Annotated in this window: 17 protein-coding genes; all 17 read left to right on the top strand. The window is 52.0% G+C overall.

The annotated features are described in order from the left end of the window. The first annotated feature begins 2 nt into the window (after positions 1-2). The 17 genes from ABU190_RS09035 to ABU190_RS08955 all read left to right on the top strand — a co-directional run bounded on the left by ABU190_RS09035 (position 3) and on the right by ABU190_RS08955 (position 17689). A complete protein-coding gene (locus tag ABU190_RS09035) occupies positions 3-1148 on the top strand; it encodes a DUF3383 family protein (RefSeq protein ID WP_354691099.1) in 1146 nt (381 codons plus the stop codon). A 10-nt stretch (positions 1149-1158) separates the two neighbouring features. Continuing rightward, complete coding sequence (locus ABU190_RS09030; RefSeq protein ID WP_354691098.1) at positions 1159-1599, top strand: phage protein; 441 nt, start codon at positions 1159-1161, stop codon at positions 1597-1599. Between the two features lie 3 nt (positions 1600-1602). Beyond that, complete coding sequence (locus ABU190_RS09025) at positions 1603-2043, top strand: phage tail assembly chaperone (protein ID WP_354691097.1); 441 nt, start codon at positions 1603-1605, stop codon at positions 2041-2043. Between the two features lie 11 nt (positions 2044-2054). Beyond that, positions 2055-2228 carry a hypothetical protein gene (locus ABU190_RS09020; RefSeq protein ID WP_039078618.1) on the top strand — a complete coding sequence of 58 codons (174 nt, stop codon included), beginning with the start codon at positions 2055-2057 and terminating at the stop codon, positions 2226-2228. Continuing rightward, positions 2225-4126 carry a lytic transglycosylase domain-containing protein gene (locus ABU190_RS09015; protein WP_354691096.1) on the top strand — a complete coding sequence of 634 codons (1902 nt, stop codon included), beginning with the start codon at positions 2225-2227 and terminating at the stop codon, positions 4124-4126. Before ABU190_RS09020 ends, ABU190_RS09015 begins: the two co-directional genes overlap by 4 nt. Continuing rightward, positions 4126-4734 (top strand): phage baseplate protein, encoded by a 609-nt coding sequence (locus tag ABU190_RS09010; RefSeq protein WP_354691095.1) that lies wholly within the window; start codon positions 4126-4128, stop codon positions 4732-4734. The genes ABU190_RS09015 and ABU190_RS09010 overlap by 1 nt, the downstream gene beginning before the upstream one ends. Beyond that, the gene (locus ABU190_RS09005; RefSeq protein WP_039078621.1) at positions 4734-5039 is read left to right on the top strand and encodes a hypothetical protein; all 306 of its coding nucleotides are present in this window, start codon (positions 4734-4736) and stop codon (positions 5037-5039) included. Before ABU190_RS09010 ends, ABU190_RS09005 begins: the two co-directional genes overlap by 1 nt. 2 nt (positions 5040-5041) lie before the next feature. Beyond that, complete coding sequence (locus ABU190_RS09000) at positions 5042-6070, top strand: hypothetical protein (RefSeq protein ID WP_354691094.1); 1029 nt, start codon at positions 5042-5044, stop codon at positions 6068-6070. A 577-nt stretch (positions 6071-6647) separates the two neighbouring features. Then, positions 6648-7403, top strand: a complete 756-nt coding sequence (locus ABU190_RS08995) for a Gp138 family membrane-puncturing spike protein (protein WP_354691093.1) — start codon at positions 6648-6650, stop codon at positions 7401-7403. Further along, on the top strand, positions 7403-7756 hold the full coding sequence (locus ABU190_RS08990) for a hypothetical protein (RefSeq protein WP_354691092.1): 354 nt from the start codon (positions 7403-7405) through the stop codon (positions 7754-7756). Before ABU190_RS08995 ends, ABU190_RS08990 begins: the two co-directional genes overlap by 1 nt. Continuing rightward, entirely contained in the window at positions 7757-8956 is a 1200-nt protein-coding gene (locus ABU190_RS08985) for a baseplate J/gp47 family protein (protein ID WP_354691091.1), read from the top strand. Continuing rightward, positions 8953-9633 carry a DUF2612 domain-containing protein gene (locus ABU190_RS08980; protein ID WP_079496780.1) on the top strand — a complete coding sequence of 227 codons (681 nt, stop codon included), beginning with the start codon at positions 8953-8955 and terminating at the stop codon, positions 9631-9633. Before ABU190_RS08985 ends, ABU190_RS08980 begins: the two co-directional genes overlap by 4 nt. Further along, positions 9633-11198 carry a hypothetical protein gene (locus ABU190_RS08975; protein ID WP_354691090.1) on the top strand — a complete coding sequence of 522 codons (1566 nt, stop codon included), beginning with the start codon at positions 9633-9635 and terminating at the stop codon, positions 11196-11198. The genes ABU190_RS08980 and ABU190_RS08975 overlap by 1 nt, the downstream gene beginning before the upstream one ends. Then, positions 11198-11629, top strand: coding sequence for a tail fiber assembly protein (locus ABU190_RS08970; protein ID WP_354691089.1), 432 nt, complete (start codon positions 11198-11200; stop codon positions 11627-11629). The genes ABU190_RS08975 and ABU190_RS08970 overlap by 1 nt, the downstream gene beginning before the upstream one ends. A 649-nt stretch (positions 11630-12278) precedes the next feature. After that, positions 12279-13832 carry a sensor domain-containing diguanylate cyclase gene (locus ABU190_RS08965; RefSeq protein ID WP_354691088.1) on the top strand — a complete coding sequence of 518 codons (1554 nt, stop codon included), beginning with the start codon at positions 12279-12281 and terminating at the stop codon, positions 13830-13832. Between the two features lie 435 nt (positions 13833-14267). Then, positions 14268-15743 (top strand): NAD(P)/FAD-dependent oxidoreductase, encoded by a 1476-nt coding sequence (locus tag ABU190_RS08960; protein ID WP_296438716.1) that lies wholly within the window; start codon positions 14268-14270, stop codon positions 15741-15743. A 356-nt stretch (positions 15744-16099) separates the two neighbouring features. Continuing rightward, on the top strand, positions 16100-17689 hold the full coding sequence (locus ABU190_RS08955) for a TIGR04028 family ABC transporter substrate-binding protein (RefSeq protein WP_354691205.1): 1590 nt from the start codon (positions 16100-16102) through the stop codon (positions 17687-17689). Positions 17690-17700: the final 11 nt, after the last annotated feature.

The raw sequence follows: 17700 nt of genomic DNA, 5'->3' as shown, positions 1-17700 counted from the left end.
TTATGGCACAGGGTTTACCTGTATCAAACGTCGTTAACGTCGACGTGATTATGTCGCCTAAGGCGGCCACGGGTCGAAATTTTGGTACGCTGCTGATCCTCGGCACATCGACTGTTATTCCGGTATCGGAGCGCATTCGTCAGTATTCCAGCATAGAGGAGATTGGGAAAGATTTCGGTACTGACGCGCCGGAGTATGCCGCCGCGACTGTATTTTTTGGGCAATCACCGAAACCGATGCAAGTGCTGATTGGCCGCTGGGCTAAAACAATTGGCACGGGCGAAACGGGGAATATTGAAACGTTGCTTACGGCGGTGAATGCCTGTCTGCAGTACACCACCTGGTACGGGCTGGCCATTGCTGACAGCGCGGAGCTGGTGGATGCGGATGTGATTTCCGTTGCTGCTGCGATTGAGGCGTCCAGTCTGAGCCGCATTCTGGCTGTGACCACCAGTGACGTTAAAACACTGACTGCGGGTGACACAACCAATCTCGGCTACAAATTGAAAGCAGCAGGCTATGCGCGCACCTTCTGGCAATACAGCTCGTCCAGCAGGTACGCGGCGATTTCTGCGTTTGGCCGCGCATTCACGGTAAATTTCACGGGCAGCAACACCACCATCACCCTGAAATTCAAACAGGAGCCGGGCATTACGTATGAAACGCTGACGATGGGCCAGGCGGCCGCCATCGATGCTATCAACGGTAACGTTTTTGTTTACTACCAGAACGACACCGCCATCCTGCAACAGGGCGTGATGGCTAATGGCGACTTCTTCGACGAACGCCATGGCCTCGACTGGCTGCAGAACTACGTACAGACCAACCTCTTTAACCTGCTTTATACCAGCACGACCAAAATTCCGCAGACCGACGCAGGCGTTACCCGGCTGCTGGCAAACGTAGAGCAGTCTATGGATCAGTCGGTTACTAACGGGCTGGTGGCGGCTGGTGTGTGGAACGGTGGCCCTATTGGGCAACTGGCATCCGGCGACACGCTGACTAAGGGATACTACGTCTACGCGCAATCTGTTGCTGAACAGGCGCAGGCAGACCGTGAAGCCCGTAAATCGCCACTCATTCAGGTGGCCTGCAAGCTGACTGGCGCAGTTCATTACGCCGATGTACAGATTAACGTTGTTCGATAAGGAAAAAAAAATGGCTACTTATTCTTTTATGGACGTCACGGCGACCCTGGCAGGTCCGACGGGGGAAATTGACCTTGGCTACGGCTCGGCAAATGGCGAATCGGGTATTACCATCTCATTCGCAGATGCCAAAAACACCATGACTATCGGTGCTGATGGTGAGGTGATGCATTCATTGCACGCCGGAAAAAACGGCACGATCACCGTCAACTTGCTGAAAACGTCCCCGGTAAACAAGAAATTGAGCCTGGCCTGTAACGCGCAATCAATGTCATCTTCTCTTTGGGGAAATAACGTGATTCTGGTGCGTAACAATGTATCCGGGGATACCACTGTCGCCCGTAGTGTGGCATTTAGCAAACAGCCCGATCACGTTAACGCAAAAGATGCTTCGCTCGTCGCCTGGACGTTTGACTGCGGCAAGATCGATCAAGTGTTGGGGGAGTTTTAACAGATGGAATTTACGATCAATAGTGTGGATTACCGCGCTACTAAACTGAGCGTTTTTGACCAGTTGAAAGTCTGCCGGAAATTATTGCCGGTGCTGTCGAGCATCGTTCCTGACCTGTCAGCACTGCATAAAGCCGCTGCAGTTGCTGGTGAAAGTGAAAAAACGGGACAGAGCATTAGTACCATTCTGCCGAAAATCGCTGATGTGGTGGCAGGGATGCCCGAAGAGGACGTTAATGCGATTCTGTTCCCGTGTCTGTCGGTGGTGACTCGTAAAGCGATCACCGGAAACTGGACGCCTGTTTTCAGTAACGGTGAACTGATGTTCAAGGATATTGACCTGCTTACCATGCTGAATATCGCTGGCCGGGTGGCAGCCGATAACCTGGGAAATTTTTTGCCCGTCCCCCCTATGAGCGAGACAGCGGTCCAACAGCCAGCCTGACACTCAATACCCTGCCGGATGACGAGGACTATTTACGCCGTCCGGTACAGGCGGGTTTTATCCCCTATACCGCATTGAAAGATGGCTCCATTGATCTGGCGGATATCGCACGCATGAACGACTGGATAGATATCAAAGCGGATAACGATGCGCGTATCGCGCGCTGGGAGAGAGAACAGGAATGAATGCTGAAACCATAAAATCATTTTTGCACTCCCTGGGATTCGATGTTGATGGCGCGGGTGCCGCTAAATTTGAAGCCGCGATTTTGGGCGCAACCGAAGGAGTTATTGCACTGGGCATGGCCGTCGAGGCGGCGGCACTGTCTGTCGTGGGATTTACGACTAAAGTCGCGTCGGGGCTGGACGATCTGTCTTTGGCACCACAGCGCAGCGATGAGGCCGTGGCGGATATCCAGGCGCCCGGGTACGCAGCATCCCAAACAGGGAAGAGTGTTGCTGATGTGCGAAGTTCTCTGGAAGGGCTTGCCCGGTTCCTGCGTAGTAATCCTGGCGGTGAGGGGAGCCTGAGCCGCCTGAACGTGGATACTCACGACGCTAACGGGCAGGCTCGCAGTATGGAGGCGATATTCTCCGGGCTGGATCAGAAACTCAGCACTATGACGTCTTTTCTCGCGAACCAGTACGCGCTAATGCCTGGCATTGATGAAAACACACTGGTGGCGATGCGTCGCAGTCTGGATGATTTCAATGCGCTGTATTCCCAAATGACGAAGGCTATCGGCAACAATGCCGATACCGCGACCGTCAGCAGTAACCGCTTTATGACCTCACTTCCTGCGTTCGGTCAGATAGCGGGTATGGCAGACGATAAAATGGGTAGCAGCCTGTCAGACGTGCAGGTAGGAAGCATTGATCACCTAAGTAAGCAGATCCTGGATGACTTCTCGAAAATCGAGGAGGCACAGGCTGGTGTTATCAAAGGAACTCTCTGGCTGGGCGATTCCGGCGACCTGTTTGAAAAGATCACGAAACTGAGCGGCGCAATTGCTGGTGCCGGGAAGGCCTTCTTTGAATTCCTGAACATCGACACCTCGCAGTTTTCCGGTAAATGGCTTTTTGACCCGATAAGTGAATCCATTCAGAGCACTATCAAATACGTTAGTGCGTTGGTGGATGTGCTTAAAAAACGGGTTAAGGATGATTTCTCCGGTTCGTGGGGGCTGGTGAAAGACGCGGCGAAAGTCCTTTCTGACAGCCCCGTTGTAAAAGGGGTGACAAAGGTGGCCGTTGGACTGGCTGGCAGCGTCGCTGATGTCGCGCACGAATCGCTGCCAGAGTGGATGGAGAGTAAGCCGTTACAGCCTGTATCTGAAACAGAGCCAGGGCTGCAAGCTCAGTCCGTCAGAAATCCGCAGTTGAACACGCTGAACAAGGCGCAAACCGATTCACGCCAGGAGGCAGCGAAAGGCCGTCAGGAAAGCAACACGTCTGTCTCCGTCGCCAATACCTGGTTTGGGCGTATTTCGTCAGGTGTTCAGAAATCCAGTAAAGCGTTGATGCCTCTGCCGTCTAAAGAAGGGGAGGCATTGCAAGGCTGGTTGCGCCCAGCGCTGGCGAATCTGGAGCGACTGTATAACCTCTCCACGGGATTATTACGCGGCACGGCTGTAACGGAATCCGGAGGAGACCCGTTCCCAGGGGGAAAAGCAGGCGCGCACGTGCTGTTTCAGTTGATGCCGGGTACGGTGAAAGGCCTGGATCCGAAAGGCAGCGATGCTTTCGAACCAATGAAATCTGCCGAAACTGCCGTGCGTTACCTTAGTCAGCTATTGCGAGATAAGGGTGGCGGATTGAGCAAGACTCTGGCGTCCTATAACCGGGGCATGGGTAACGTTGAGAAATACGGTATGGGCCTTTTACCGAAGGAGACGCGCGAGTATATCCCCCAGTTGCAGAGCAATATGTTGCAGGGCAAGTTTGTCTCCGGGCCGCAAATTCAGCAGCAAAACACATACAATATCTACGGTGGAAACGCCCATGATATTGGCCGGGAAGTCGAGCAAAGGCAGATAAGTGTGAATTCACGTGTGTTACGAAGAAACCAGACAGGGGCGGGCTAATGGATATTCTATCAACGCTGTTTCACTTGCAGTCACGGAATATAGGGATACTCGTTCCGTCGGTCGTGGTGAGTGAAAAGCACACCGACAAACTGGAGATAACGGAGCACCCTGTCGAGACGGGCGCGGCGATTTCCGACCATGCCTATAAAAGCCCGTCGGAAGTTATCATGGATGTCGGCTTCGCGGGAGGGGGGGAGCTACTGGATTTCAAGAATGAACTGGCAGGTCCTCCTCTGCTTGGTATGAGTCCGAGAGAAACCTACCAGCAATTACTCGATTTGCAATCCAGTAGAACGCCGCTGGATGTAGTGACCGGGAAGCGTATTTATAAAAATATGCTCCTGCGCAGTATTGAGGTAAATACCGATCAAAAAACTGAAAACGTGCTTTCTGCCTTATTGACGTTACGTGAGGTGATTATCACCAGCACGTTGGTAACACAGGTGGCTGATAAGTCCAATATGGCCCAGGGAGCTAACACGTCAGCGGTTCAGAACGCCGGGGTAAAGACAGCCACGCCGGCAAATAAAACCATTCTGAAATCGAAGGGTATTTTAGGTGGTCAGAAGGGAGCCTCCAGCGGCAATATTCTGGGGAGAAAGTGATGGTATCAATCAACGAAATTCCGCTATCAGCAGATAATCAGCAGTTTTCCATCGCTATTGCCGGGGCCAGCTACAAAATGGCTGTGTCATGGCGTGATCCTGTCTGGTGCCTTGACCTATTTCGCGACGATTCCACGCCGCTTGCGCTGGCGCTGCCTTTGGTGTCGGGGGCGGATTTGTTGGCGCAGCATATTTATCTTAACCTGGGATTTGCGCTGGTGGTCGGTACCGATATTGTCGGGCAAGAAAACCCGACAAAAACCGATCTGGGTATCACCAGTCATCTCTATGTTGTCACGGAGTAACCATGTCAAAGAACTGGATGCGTCATTTCGAGTTACTGTTGACGGACAGCAAAGGCCAATTGACAGACTTTGGGAAATTCAAAGTCCATTTCGATATCAGCTGGGTTAAAAGCAGTACGAATACCGCTGTCGGCACATTCAAAATCTATAACCTGGCGCCAGAAACTGTGAAAAAGATCTGCAAGAAGGAGTTTACCCGCATTCAAGCCATCGCAGGTTATGACGGCATGGCTGCGCAGGTGGTTGATGCCAGTCAGGTAGGGATTGCGAGAACGGTTAACGGCCAGTCTGACGGTCGCAACTACGGGCAGATATTCAGTGGTGAAATTCGTTATACCATTGAGGGGAAAGATGAAGATAAATCGGTGGACAGTTATGTCCTCATCCAGGCCGCTGATACCGACCAGGCATTTTCCACCACAGTGACCTCACAGACTTTAGCCGCCGGTTACCGTACCACTGATTTTGATACGTTGCTGATGAAAGACTTCCAGTTGAAGGGCGCGGAAGTTGGGCGTACTCCAACCATGCCGGATACCGTTTTCCCGCGCGGGAGAGTCCTGTTCGGGATGACGAGACATCTGATGGATAATGTTGCGGCGCAATGTGAAGCGACATGGATGTTTGTGAATGGCAAGCGTGAGATGGTTGCCAAAAATGAGGTGGTACACGACGCCATAGTGCTGAACAGCGAGACGGGGTTAATCGGCATGCCTCAACAGACGTTTGGCAATGGCGTTAACGTCACGTGTCTCATAAACCCGAATATCCATGTTAATGGATTGATCGAGTTGAACCAGAAAAATGCTTTCATCAAACGCAAACAACTCAGCAATGAGGATCTCGGAAAGGATGGAAGTCACATTACTACAGAAACCAGGAACGGTAACATCACTGTTTCTGGTACAACTGAAAAACCTGCAAGTATTGCAACAGATGGTGTTTATGTCGTTCAGGGTATTACCTATTCTGGTGATACAAGAGGCAAGGAATGGTATATGGTTTTGACGTGTGTAGCGCGAGGGGCGTAGAATATCTGATTCTCTAAAAGGGGGCATTAAAGGCGTCAATATTTTGTATTGCTGCTTTTATCTGTTTCGGGGCTATTACCCGCGTTATATTGCTCACGGCGGCACTTATATCCTTATATAACCAAAGGTGGCGATATGGATATAATTGATGTCGGGTGTGTCACTTAGCAAAATTACACTCCCAGGTTCAGAAGGAATTAATGTCGACTCTGGACGCATGCAGGACAGAGCCGATAATAATATGGATTTCAGTCTATCCATCAGCCTGCTGATAAGTCCCGGTTTTTGAACGTTCAGCCTTTACAAAATAATATGGATGCGCCGACGTTAATTGGCATGTATCCATATAGGATAGTTCGCCAAATAGGGCGGTAATGTGCCAAATATCTAACTGGTGACATTTTAAGATATTCACAACTCATCCGATTCGTGTGCAATCAAAAATTACTTGAAATTGATCAACTGATATCAATTTTCAATAAGTTTGGGTTTAATTATGGTCGCGCAATGGGCGTATGATGTCGTTAATAAATTCAAGGGGCGCTTCGGCGGCCTTTTTTAATGTCCGGAGTAACCCATGTCAGCTTCAATCCAGTCTCGTAACGGCTCATTTGATGATGTTCTGGCCTCAGAACGTCAGGCGATAAACGAGCAACTTCGCGTAGCACTGCCTGGTATTGTCCAGTCGTTCGACCCTGGCTCGGTGACGGCGACAGTTCAGCCGTCGGTCCGCTGTATGGTGCGAGATAACGACGGACACACAACGACCAAAGAGTATCCGCTTTTGGCAGACGTACCTGTTATTTTCCCACGTGGCGGCGGCGTTACGCTGACATTCCCCGTCAGTCCTGGCGATGAGTGCCTGGTGATCTTCTCCGATCGCTGTATTGATTTTTGGTGGCAGAACGGTGGAGTTCAGGAACCGGTAGACCCGAGAATGCATGATTTGTCCGATGCATTTTGTATCGTCGGTCCTCAGTCTCAGGCAAAGAAAATCAGCGGCATCAGCGCCAGCGCTGCACAGTTGCGAACCAATGATGGGGCCGCGTTTGTTGAAGTGGCTGTCGGTCACGCGATTACCGTTAAAACGCCGGGTAAGTTGACGGCCAGCGCCGACGGTGGCACCGAAATAACGTCCCCGACCATCGTGCTAAACGGCAACGTAACCATTAACGGTAACCTGTCGCAGGGCATGGGCGCCAGCGGAGGCAGTGCAACAATGCTCGGTCCGGTTAACGTTACCAACGATGTTAAAGCCGGGAATAAAAGCCTGATGATGCACACGCATGGCGGCGTACAGACGGGCAGCGGAAATACCGGGGGGCCAAATTAATGCAATACCGACGTGAGGACACCGACGGCGATTATACATTTGGCCGTGGTGATGACACCTGGCTGATCAATTCACCGGAGGCGGTGGCACATGCCATCAAAACACGGTTTGAGTTGTGGTACGGTCAGTGGTTTCTCGACACCACCGAGGGTACTCCATGGATCCAGTCTGTGCTCGGTAAGCAGCGTCCGGAGTTGTATAACCTTGCCATCCGGCAGCGCATTCTTGAAACGAAGGGCGTTAAGTCCATTACCGAATTTAACACCGCAGTAAACACCTCATCCCGGCGCGTAACGTTCACCGCGACGGTCGAAACCTTCTACGGAATGACGACCCTTACAAGCGAGGCATAAATGGCTTTGAACCTCGACACGCTGGGGTTATCGGCAACGATAACCGCCCAGGGGATCAGTGCGCCTGATTACCAGACAATACTTGATACCGTAACCGGGTATTTTCAGCAGATTTACGGCACTGATGTGTATCTGGAACCCGACAGCAAAGACGGCCAAATGGTCGCGCTGGTGGCGCTGGCAATTCACGACGCCAACACGACAGCTATTGGGGTCTATAACAGCTTTTCTCCCTCAACGGCACTGAGTGACGCTCTTACGCGCAATGTTAAAATCAACGGGATAGTGCGGCGCGGAGAAACGCGTTCGACGGTTGACCTGCTGCTGACGGGGACCGCCGGGACGATCATCACCAATGGTTCGGTGAAGGATACAAACGGAATCATCTGGCATTTTCCGGCGTCAGTTTCCATTGGAGTGAGCGGTAGCGTCACGCTCACGGCCACATGTGATGCCAACGGCGCTGTTGCCGCTCTGGCAGGGTCAGTGACGCATATAAATACCCCCACGCGAGGCTGGCTGTCAGTCACTAATCCACTGGCGGCTACGGTCGGAGCTGCTGCAGAAACCGATGCAGAGTTGCGCGCCAGGCAGGGCCAGAGCGTGGCATTACCCTCCCTGACGCCGTTCGCCGCTGTTGATGGCGCGCTGGCGAATATATCCGGCGTGACACGTCACAAACTCTATGAAAACGACACCGGCTCTGTGGATGCAAACGGCTTACCGGCCCACTCCATCAGTGCCATTGTTGACGGCGGTGATGCAACAACGATTGCGCAGACGCTGCGGGGGAAAAAAGGGCAGGGGGTGGGAACATATGGTGCCACAACCATTGTGGTTGCTGACATCTGGGGTAATCCGCATCCGATATCATTTTCCCGCCCGGTAAACGTGCCGGTGTTTGTCTCTATCACTCTGCGGGTATTTCCAGGCTACACCTCTTTAATTGCCGACCAGATAAAATCAACCATAGCCCGTTACATTAACTCGCTGGCTATTGGTGACGACGTGCTGATCAGCCGTGTTTACTCCCCCGCTAACCTCGGTGTCGTGAGCGGCGGAAATGCCCGTTATTACGACATTAACAGCCTGTCTATTGGTAAAACCGCTGGCAGTGTGGCGACGGCAAATATTGATATCGGTTATGCGGAAGCCGCCAGTTGCTCACCAGCGAATATCGCCATCACGGTGGTGCCATGAGCCAATACACTGATCTGATTACCAATTATCACGCCACGAAGCCTCTGTTCTTCCAGCATGTCGATTTGTCAACGCGTCCGTTTCTGGATACCAGCACTACGTTAAACCGCCTGGTGACGGCATTTGATATTGATAATGCTGTGGGCGTGCAGCTTGACATTTTGGGGGAGTGGATCGGACGCAGCCGCTACGTCGCCGTTCCCATATCCGGCATTTTCTTCGCCTGGGATACCGAGGGGCTGGGCTATGACCAGGGCGTGTGGCAGGGGCCATATGATCCTGACAGTGGGTATACCGCGCTCAGTGACGAAACTTATCGGGTAATCCTCAAAGCGAAAATTGCCATCAATAACTGGGATGGCACGAACGACACGCTACCGCCCATTCTCGATAACGCGCTGGCCGGTTCCGGACTGCGTATGCAAATCGTGGATAACCAGGACATGACTATTGGTCTCTGGGTTTTTCCTGAGACCGACATTTCTCACGTCTCACTCGAACTGATAGCCGCTATCAGGCAGGGCTACCTGACCGTTAAAGCGGCGGGAGTGTGGGGTGGCAGCATTCAAATTCCGGCGGTGGAAACGCCGTCGGAGGGAAACCGCTTTTTTGGTTTTGACATGGATAACGAATACATAACCGGTTTCGATACCGGCGCATGGGGGACTTTACTGTAATGGCTAAAAATGACTTTAAACCGTTTGCGACAGGGGTCAGTGCAAACGTCATCACTCAGGCTGAGTATGAGGCACTGACCGCTTTGTTGACGGGCTTTCAGGCTGGTAAAGCCAGCAGTGCCCAGATCAACAAGGCTATCCGGCAGGCAACATTTGTTGCGGCGGCGCTGGCGCAATACATCACCAATAAAACCGGGCAGGATGTTCCGGATAATGGCGATATCGCTGCGTTCATTACCAAAATGGCGGCAGCGCTCGGTAAAGACTTTCAGGCACTGGACGCCGCGCTGACGTCTCTGGCCGCGCTGCCGGGCACTGCTGATACTCTGGCTTATTTTACCGGGCCTGATACCCTGGCATTAACCAACCTGACCGCCGCCGGACGTAATCTGATTAATAAAGCGGACGTTGCCTCAATAATCCAGTACCTGGGATTGCAAAACACAATCAATCTGGCGGCTAATGCCCTACAGAGATCGGGCGACAATATAGCCTGGCTGAATGTTGCTCAGTTGCTCCAGGCAGCCAGCATGCACGTCAATCAGCCTGGCGTAGCCGATACGCAGGGGTTAACCATTGACTGGAACAGACTGGGGCCAGGAGGCTCCGCAGGGTTTACCAATAACCGGGGACTGGGGGCCGGCGGATTTGTTTTCCAGACGGTGGATCAGACTAACAAAATTGTTCACAGTACAATAACCTTTGACGTCAACGGCCAGATACTCGCACCGTCTAATTTGTGCGCCGGTACTGCAAAATTTGCCATTGACGGTAATAGCTACGGCACCATCTGGGGGGTAGCGGGTGGTAGCGACTGGCTTTCTAATTATCTGGCAACAAAATTCTCCGGGATTCAGAACCAGTTCACTGCGATTCCTGTGAACAATACTACGGGAGACATTTCCGGTACGGCCTGGGGCGGGTCTCTGGCAGTCAACCTGACAACCCGATTTAACGCTATCCCTGTCGATAACCCCACAGGCAATATTAAAGGCACTCAGTGGGGCACAGCAGGTGGCACTGACTGGTTGTCAAACTTCCTGGCAAATAAATTTATCGGAATCCAGAATCAGTTTAACGCGCTCCCTATCAATAATTTATCAGGTGATATCAACGGTACTGCCTGGGGTGGCTTGTTGTCGGCTCATCTCGCAGCAAAATGGGTCGGAATTCAGAACCAGTTCAACGCCATCCCTGTGGATAACCCGTCCGGGAATATTCATGGCAGCGCCTGGGGCAACGACTGGCTGTCGAATTATATCAATAACCGGTTTGGCATGGTAGCGGATGTACTGACTATGGTCGGTCCCCAGAACGGTTATTTTAAAAGCCCATCCAGTGGGCTGATTGTTCAGTTCGGCTGGTTACAGAGTGCCAGCACTAATGTGGAAACATCTGGTTATAACATTGCATTCCCTCACGCCTGTGTTGGCGCAGTCTTTCAGGTGGGGGTCGGTGCGGCCGGTCCAGTTACCGTTCGCGGTGGCCCGGTGAATGCGCAGGGATTCAACTACGCCACGTCAGCGGCACTACAGGGCTTCACCTGGTTTGCATGGGGATATTAATGATGACGACGTTTTACAGCAAATCTCGAAATGCGTTTTATCCATTGGAACTCCAGGAGGACTACAAAAACTCTCCAGATGGTTGGCCCGATGATGCGGTCGAAATTGAAACAGAGGTGTACCAACAGTTAATTTCTGGCCTGTCGTCAGGGAAAATTATTATTAGTGATGAGAAAGGTTTTCCCGTCTTAGCGGAGCGGCCAGGCCCGACCAAAGAGCAGTTGGTTGCGACCGCTGACAACGAGCGCCAGCGCCTGCTGACAACAGCTACGGCAAAAATTGCGCCGCTACAGGACGCCGCTGATTTGGAAATGGCGACAGATGACGAAAAAACGGCTCTCACTGCCTGGCGAAAATACCGCGTACTGCTGAATAGAGTCGACATCTCAACTGCGCCGGACATCACCTGGCCGGAGCAGCCTGCCGCGTAACGTTTTTGTTAACCATGCCAATGGAGATAATTGCTCCACCATATAAACGAAAACCCATAGAATAAAAAAACCAGCGACCCGCAGTGTTTCAGAGTTCTAATCTCTGCGCTTCCGCCAGATTAAACAAGGGCTTACCATTTGATAAGCCCTTTGTTTTTGGCTTTTAGAAATCTCATCAAATTTGAACACTTCAATGCTGGCAGTTCGCTCGTCGGCGCGACCTTAATTTTTCGGTCATCCACCCCACGTGCCCCTCAGTTATAAATCCGCTAGATAGTTCCTTTCCGGCTTCCCGCTTTGTTCTGTTCCACCCATAGTTTAGCGTTTTGGAATTGCGCTTGCCTCATTTCGGTCCCGGTATGATGTCGTCCTGCTGTCAGCAACTTATAAATAAGTTCGCTGGATATGCAGGAAAATGCACTGACGCGACTTGACGATAACGGGTGTCATGATGAATATATAAACTATATATTATATATTTAAATTTTTCAAAAGCTATTTCATCACCGTAATTCCAGCTAAGTGATATAATAAATACCCATACAGAGTTCCCGCCTGTTAAACACAATGCCGCTTTGATGGTTCTGTATTTTTTAACGTTTATGTAGTACCGCTTAATTTTCTAAAAATGGGCACGGAGGCAGGGCAAATGTCAGGAAAACAGCGCTCTTTTTTATCTACAATCTTACATACTTCATTGGGAAGAAGTATGGCATTGTTTCTTTTTATCGTCAGCGTAGCCGTCGCAGCGATAAACAGTTGGACTATGTGGCAGTCCTGGCAAAATGAACTCGCAGAAAGTGAAAACGATGCACGAAACCTTTCTGTGTCACTGGCTCGCCAGGCAGAAGATACCTTTTTACAGGTAGATATCACACTTTCTGAGGTGGTGCGGCAATTAAACCTCTATGGTATGGAGTATGCAAATACGCCCCTCTTTGCCCGGCACCTGAAAGCACTGCACGATAAACTTACACAACTCCATGGCCTGTTTATTTACGACGCCAGGGGAAATTGGATCGTCACCACAGGGAATTATATACCCGCAAAAGCTAACAATGCCGATCGTGAATATTTTATATGGCATCAACAGCATACTGAGCAAGGCATTCATATTGGTCACGTGATACGAAGTCGCTCCACTGGCGATCTGGTGATTCCGGTGTCAATACGACTCAATGATGCGAATGGTGATTTTGCGGGAGTAGCGCTGGCTACAATCAAAGTAGATTATTTCAGACACTTCTATAGTTATTTTATTATCGGTCCAAAAGATGCCCTCGGGCTCATTCTGGCTGATAGTTCTACTCTCTATGTTCGCCCTTTACCGGACTCGGCTATCAATAAGAATTTGTCTAACAGTCCTCTTTTTACTTTCGCACTGAAAGCGTCTGAGAGTGGAAGTGCCACCTGGGTTTCATTACTCGACGGCGTGGAGCGGATTTTTGGATATGCTCGCCTGGAACGGTATCCATTAATTGTGACCGCCGGTTATGACAAGGACCGAATTCGTACGAACTGGCTGCAAGAAAACATAGCCGATGCACTGCTTAATATCGCCATGCTCTTTATGATGCTTATTCTTGGCTTGTTTGTGCTGCGTCAGATTAACACAAATGCGCGAAATCAGGCTGAGCTGGCCTTAGTGCGGGACGAACTGACGACCATTAATCATACCCTCCAGTTGCTGGCACTGCTTGATGGGCTGACTGGCCTTGCCAATCGCAGACAATTTGATGAGTTTCTGGAAAGAAGTCTGATTCACTCGCAAAAAAGTAGGCTGCCTGTTTCTCTTATCATGATAGATATCGATTTTTTTAAACGTTATAACGACACCTATGGTCATGTGGCAGGTGATGCTTGCCTGAAAAAAGTCGGCAGCATACTGGGTTCTCTCGTTCATCGGCAGGGTGATCTGGTTGCCCGCTACGGTGGTGAGGAATTTGCCATCATTTTGTCTGAGGCTGATGCCTCGCAAGTAAAACAATTTGCTGATCATGTGGTTATGAGTATCAGAGCGGCGGCAATTGCGCACATCTCGACAGACCTCCCCGAAAAGGTCGTCACCATCAGCGCAGGTTGTGCAACCATCGTCTCCGAGGGGCAGCAGTGGGAAGCCGAAATGCTTAAAAAAAGTGCTGACAAAGCACTGTATGAAGCAAAGTTAGCAGGCCGAAACTGTGCGCAAGCAGAAGAGAGTTAATTACCGAATCGCAGGGGCGGGAATACCCTGGATTGCAGAAATTACAATTTTGCTATGATGATACTGCCCTCATGTCAGAGCTTACTGAGTAGTTTTACACTTTTCGAAAATTAAACACGTTGCTCGTTACGGGCGTATCACCTGCCGTCGATCCGCAAGGGATCAGCGTTTGAATTTCTGCGCTTTCGCCGGAAAACGCCTGTTCATATACCCCATTTCTTCTTCGTCTCCTTTCCCCTGAACCTCCACTTCTGTTTACAGCCCCCGCGTAATCCAAATTACCTGCCTCATGTGCTTTCGCCAGTCAAACCCAATCGCGGTCTCCTATAGAAAAAGTCTGCATTAGGCTAGCAATATTAAATCGTAGTTCCCCTGGTATCGAAGTGCTATCACTCAGCAAATGACTGAATGCATTGACACAAAAGGATAACGACGATGTCACTTTCTTCGATTTCCCCCATTACATCATCCGAAAGGGCAGAGCAGGGGCTCGCCGCGCTGGAAGCCCGAATCAAACAGGACTTGGAATGGCTGGCGTTGCCTGCAAAACGCTGGTTGCCACAACAATCTGACGCACAGGCTCAGAACGTGGTGATCATTGGCGCAGGCATGGCGGGCCTGGCGGCGGCGTTCGCACTGCGCCTGCAGGGTATTGACGCCGTGCTGTATGACAAAGCGCCCAAAGATTTTGAAGGTCCCTGGGCAACAACCGCGCGCATGGAAACGCTGCGCTCGCCTAAACACCTTACCGGGCCGGCGCTTGATATTCCCTCTCTGACCTTTCGCGCCTGGTATGAAGCACAATTTGGCCTTGAGGCCTGGAATACGCTGGACAAGATCCCCCGTCTGCAATGGGCCGCGTATCTGCGCTGGTACCGCCAGGTGCTGGCGCTGGATGTGCGTAACGATCACGCCCTGACAGGTCTGAACCTGCACGACCCACAGCGCGTAGAACTGACCTTTTCACACCAGGGTGAGATCCGGCGGGTGAGCGCGCGCAAAGTGATCCTGGCTATCGGAATGGATGCGTTTGGCGGACCTGCTATTCCTGATTTTGTCAGTGATGTACCAAAGCAGTATTGGGCACACTCAGAAGAGGCTATTGATTTTGCCGCTCTTGCGGGTCGTCGGGTTGCGGTGGTTGGCGGTAGCGCCACAGCGATGGATGTTTCGGCCACGGCGCTGGAAGCGGGGGCTGCGGGGGTTGAACTGCTGATCCGTCGTCCTGATTTTCCCCGCGTGAACCTGTCAAAAGGAGCAGGCAACCCAGGTTTTGAATCAGGCTATTTTAATCTGCCGGATGAGTGGAAATGGCGGCTGGCCCAGCATATCGCGACCGTCCAGACGCCACCGCCGCACGGCAGCACGCTGCGCGTGTCGCGTCATCCCAACGCCTGGTTCAATTTTAACGCGCCGGTTGAGCGGGTCGAAACCCGCCAGGAGGGTATCGTTGTTCATACCCCGCAGGGCGAAGTGCCGGTAGATTTCCTGATCCTTGCCACGGGATATGCTCTGGACTGGCATGCCCGTCCGGAATTTCATGCGCTGGTGGATCAGGTCAAAACCTGGGGCGATGCCTGGCAGCCTCCTGCTGATAAGCAAAACGCGCAACTGGCGAGTTATCCCTATCTGGGGGCTGATTTCGCGTTTCAGGCAAAACACAGTGACAGCCCCTCTTCGCTGGCGAGGGTGCACTGTTTTAGCCACCCGGCGCTGTTAAGCAACGGTCATGTCGTTGGTCTTATTCCTGGAATCAGCCAGGGCGCACGTACCCTGGCACAACATATTTCCGGGCAGCTTTATTTTGAAGATCGTGAACACCATTATCAGGCCATTATCCATTACGATGATCCCGAATTGCTGGGTGATGAGTGGCAGCCTGCCGTGCCCTATGCCTGGCGAGAACGCTAATTTCCTGGAGGCGCAGGCTGGGGCACTGTTGGCATTTTCCCGCCACCAGGTTGCCCCAGCCTGCGCCTTGCCGCCTGATAGCGATTGCCCTTTATTTACAGAACCCAGTCTGGCCTGGACCCTGCGCTGCTGCCGATTTGGCGTCACATTTCGCTAACAAATTTACGCATATTCATTATCAGTATTGTTCTTTGCGGTTTACCCATCGCTGTGAAAATATCAAATCAGGTTTCGGACGGCTAGCCGCCTGTATGGGGGAGTCCGGCCGCGCTCAGCACGACGCTTAAACGATAACTACAGGAAAAATAACAATGTCGATTTTGCTCTCTACATATCGATTTCGCCTTTTTGCCACGATGGCCCTGGCAGGGATCAGCGCCGCTTCTGTTGCCGCAGAGAACGCGCCCAAAAACGGCGGCACGCTAATCTATCTGGAACAACAGGCACACACCAACCTCTATCCGCCTGCGGGTGGGTTTTACCCGAACGGCGGTATCCTCAACCAGATAACCGACAAGCTGACCTGGCAAAACCCGAAAACCCTGCAAATTGAACCGTGGATTGCGCAATCCTGGACCACCAATGCGGACTATACGGAATACACCTTTAAACTTCGTCCTGGCGTGACGTTCTCCGACGGCACTCCGCTTGATGCCAACGCCGTAGCGAAAAATTTCGATACCTACGGTCTGGGCAATAAAGCCCTCAACCAGCCGGTGTCCGAGGTCATCAACAACTACCTGAAAAGCGAAGTGATCGATCCGCTAACGGTGAAGTTCTTTTTCAAATCCCCGTCGCCGGGCTTCCTGCAGGGCACCTCCGCCATTGGCTCCGGGCTGGTCTCGCTCTCGACCCTGGAGAAAAACTTTAACCAGCTCGGCAGCGCGCGCAGCATTATTGGATCCGGCCCGTTTGTGGTGGAGAGCGACCGTCCGGGCCGCGAAGTGAAACTGGTGGCACGCAAGGACTATAACTGGGCGCCGCCGAGTTTTGCCCATCAGGGGCGTCCTTATCTGGACGGCATTAACGTGCTGGTGACGCCAGAAGATAGCGTCCGTATTGGCGCGTTACTCTCCGGCCAGGCTGATGCGATTCGCCAGATTCAGGCCTACGACGAGAAGCGCGTCTCCGACAAAGGCTTTGCCGTTTATGCCTCCCCGACGCGTGGGGTGAACAACAGTGTTAACTTCCGCCCTGATAACCCGCTGGTGGCGGATCAAAAGGTGCGTGAGGCGCTGCTGCATGCCACCAATACCAAAGAGATTGTCCAGACGCTCTTCTCCGCAAATTACCCGCAGGCTACATCAGTATTAGCCAAAACGGCGGTGGGCTATGTGGATCTTTCCGACAAGCTGAAATTTGACCCGGCCCAGGCGGCGCGTTTGCTGGATGAGGCAGGCTGGAAAAGCGGCCCGGACGGCGTGCGACAAAAAGACGGGCAATCCCTGACGCTGACGGCGTACGAATCGCCGCCACAGCCGCAGAACAAAGAGACGCTGCAACTGGTGGCGCAGCAGTGGGCCAAAGTGGGCGTCAAACTCAACATCCTGGCGGGGGATGCGGGCAGTAAAACCCTCGATAACCTCGACCCGGCTAAAACGGGCGTATATCCGAGCATGGTGGGCCGCGCGGATCCGGATGTCCTGAAAAGTCAGTACTACCCGACTCTGCGCAATGTGCTGCTGCAAAAAGGGGGTGCCAGCGACAAGGTTAAGCAGTTTGAGGACGACCATCTGAACGCGTTGCTCAGTGGTATCGCCTCCGCCACCTCACAGGATAAGCGTATTGCGCTGGTCAATGAGGTGCAGCAATACCTCATCGATAAAGCCTACGTGATCCCTATCTTTGAAGAGCCGCAGGTCTATGCCGGTGCGCCGTCCACCAAAGGGCTGAGCTTCGAAGCCGTAGGGCGTCCGAGTTTTTACAACACCTGGTTAGATAAATAACGCACGGGTTT

Origin of the sequence: Phytobacter sp. RSE-02, from assembly GCF_040578655.1 — a bacterium.
Classification (GTDB): domain Bacteria; phylum Pseudomonadota; class Gammaproteobacteria; order Enterobacterales; family Enterobacteriaceae; genus Phytobacter; species Phytobacter diazotrophicus.
Note: the sequence above shows the minus strand (reverse complement) of the source record. Positions and strands in the feature narration are given on the sequence as shown.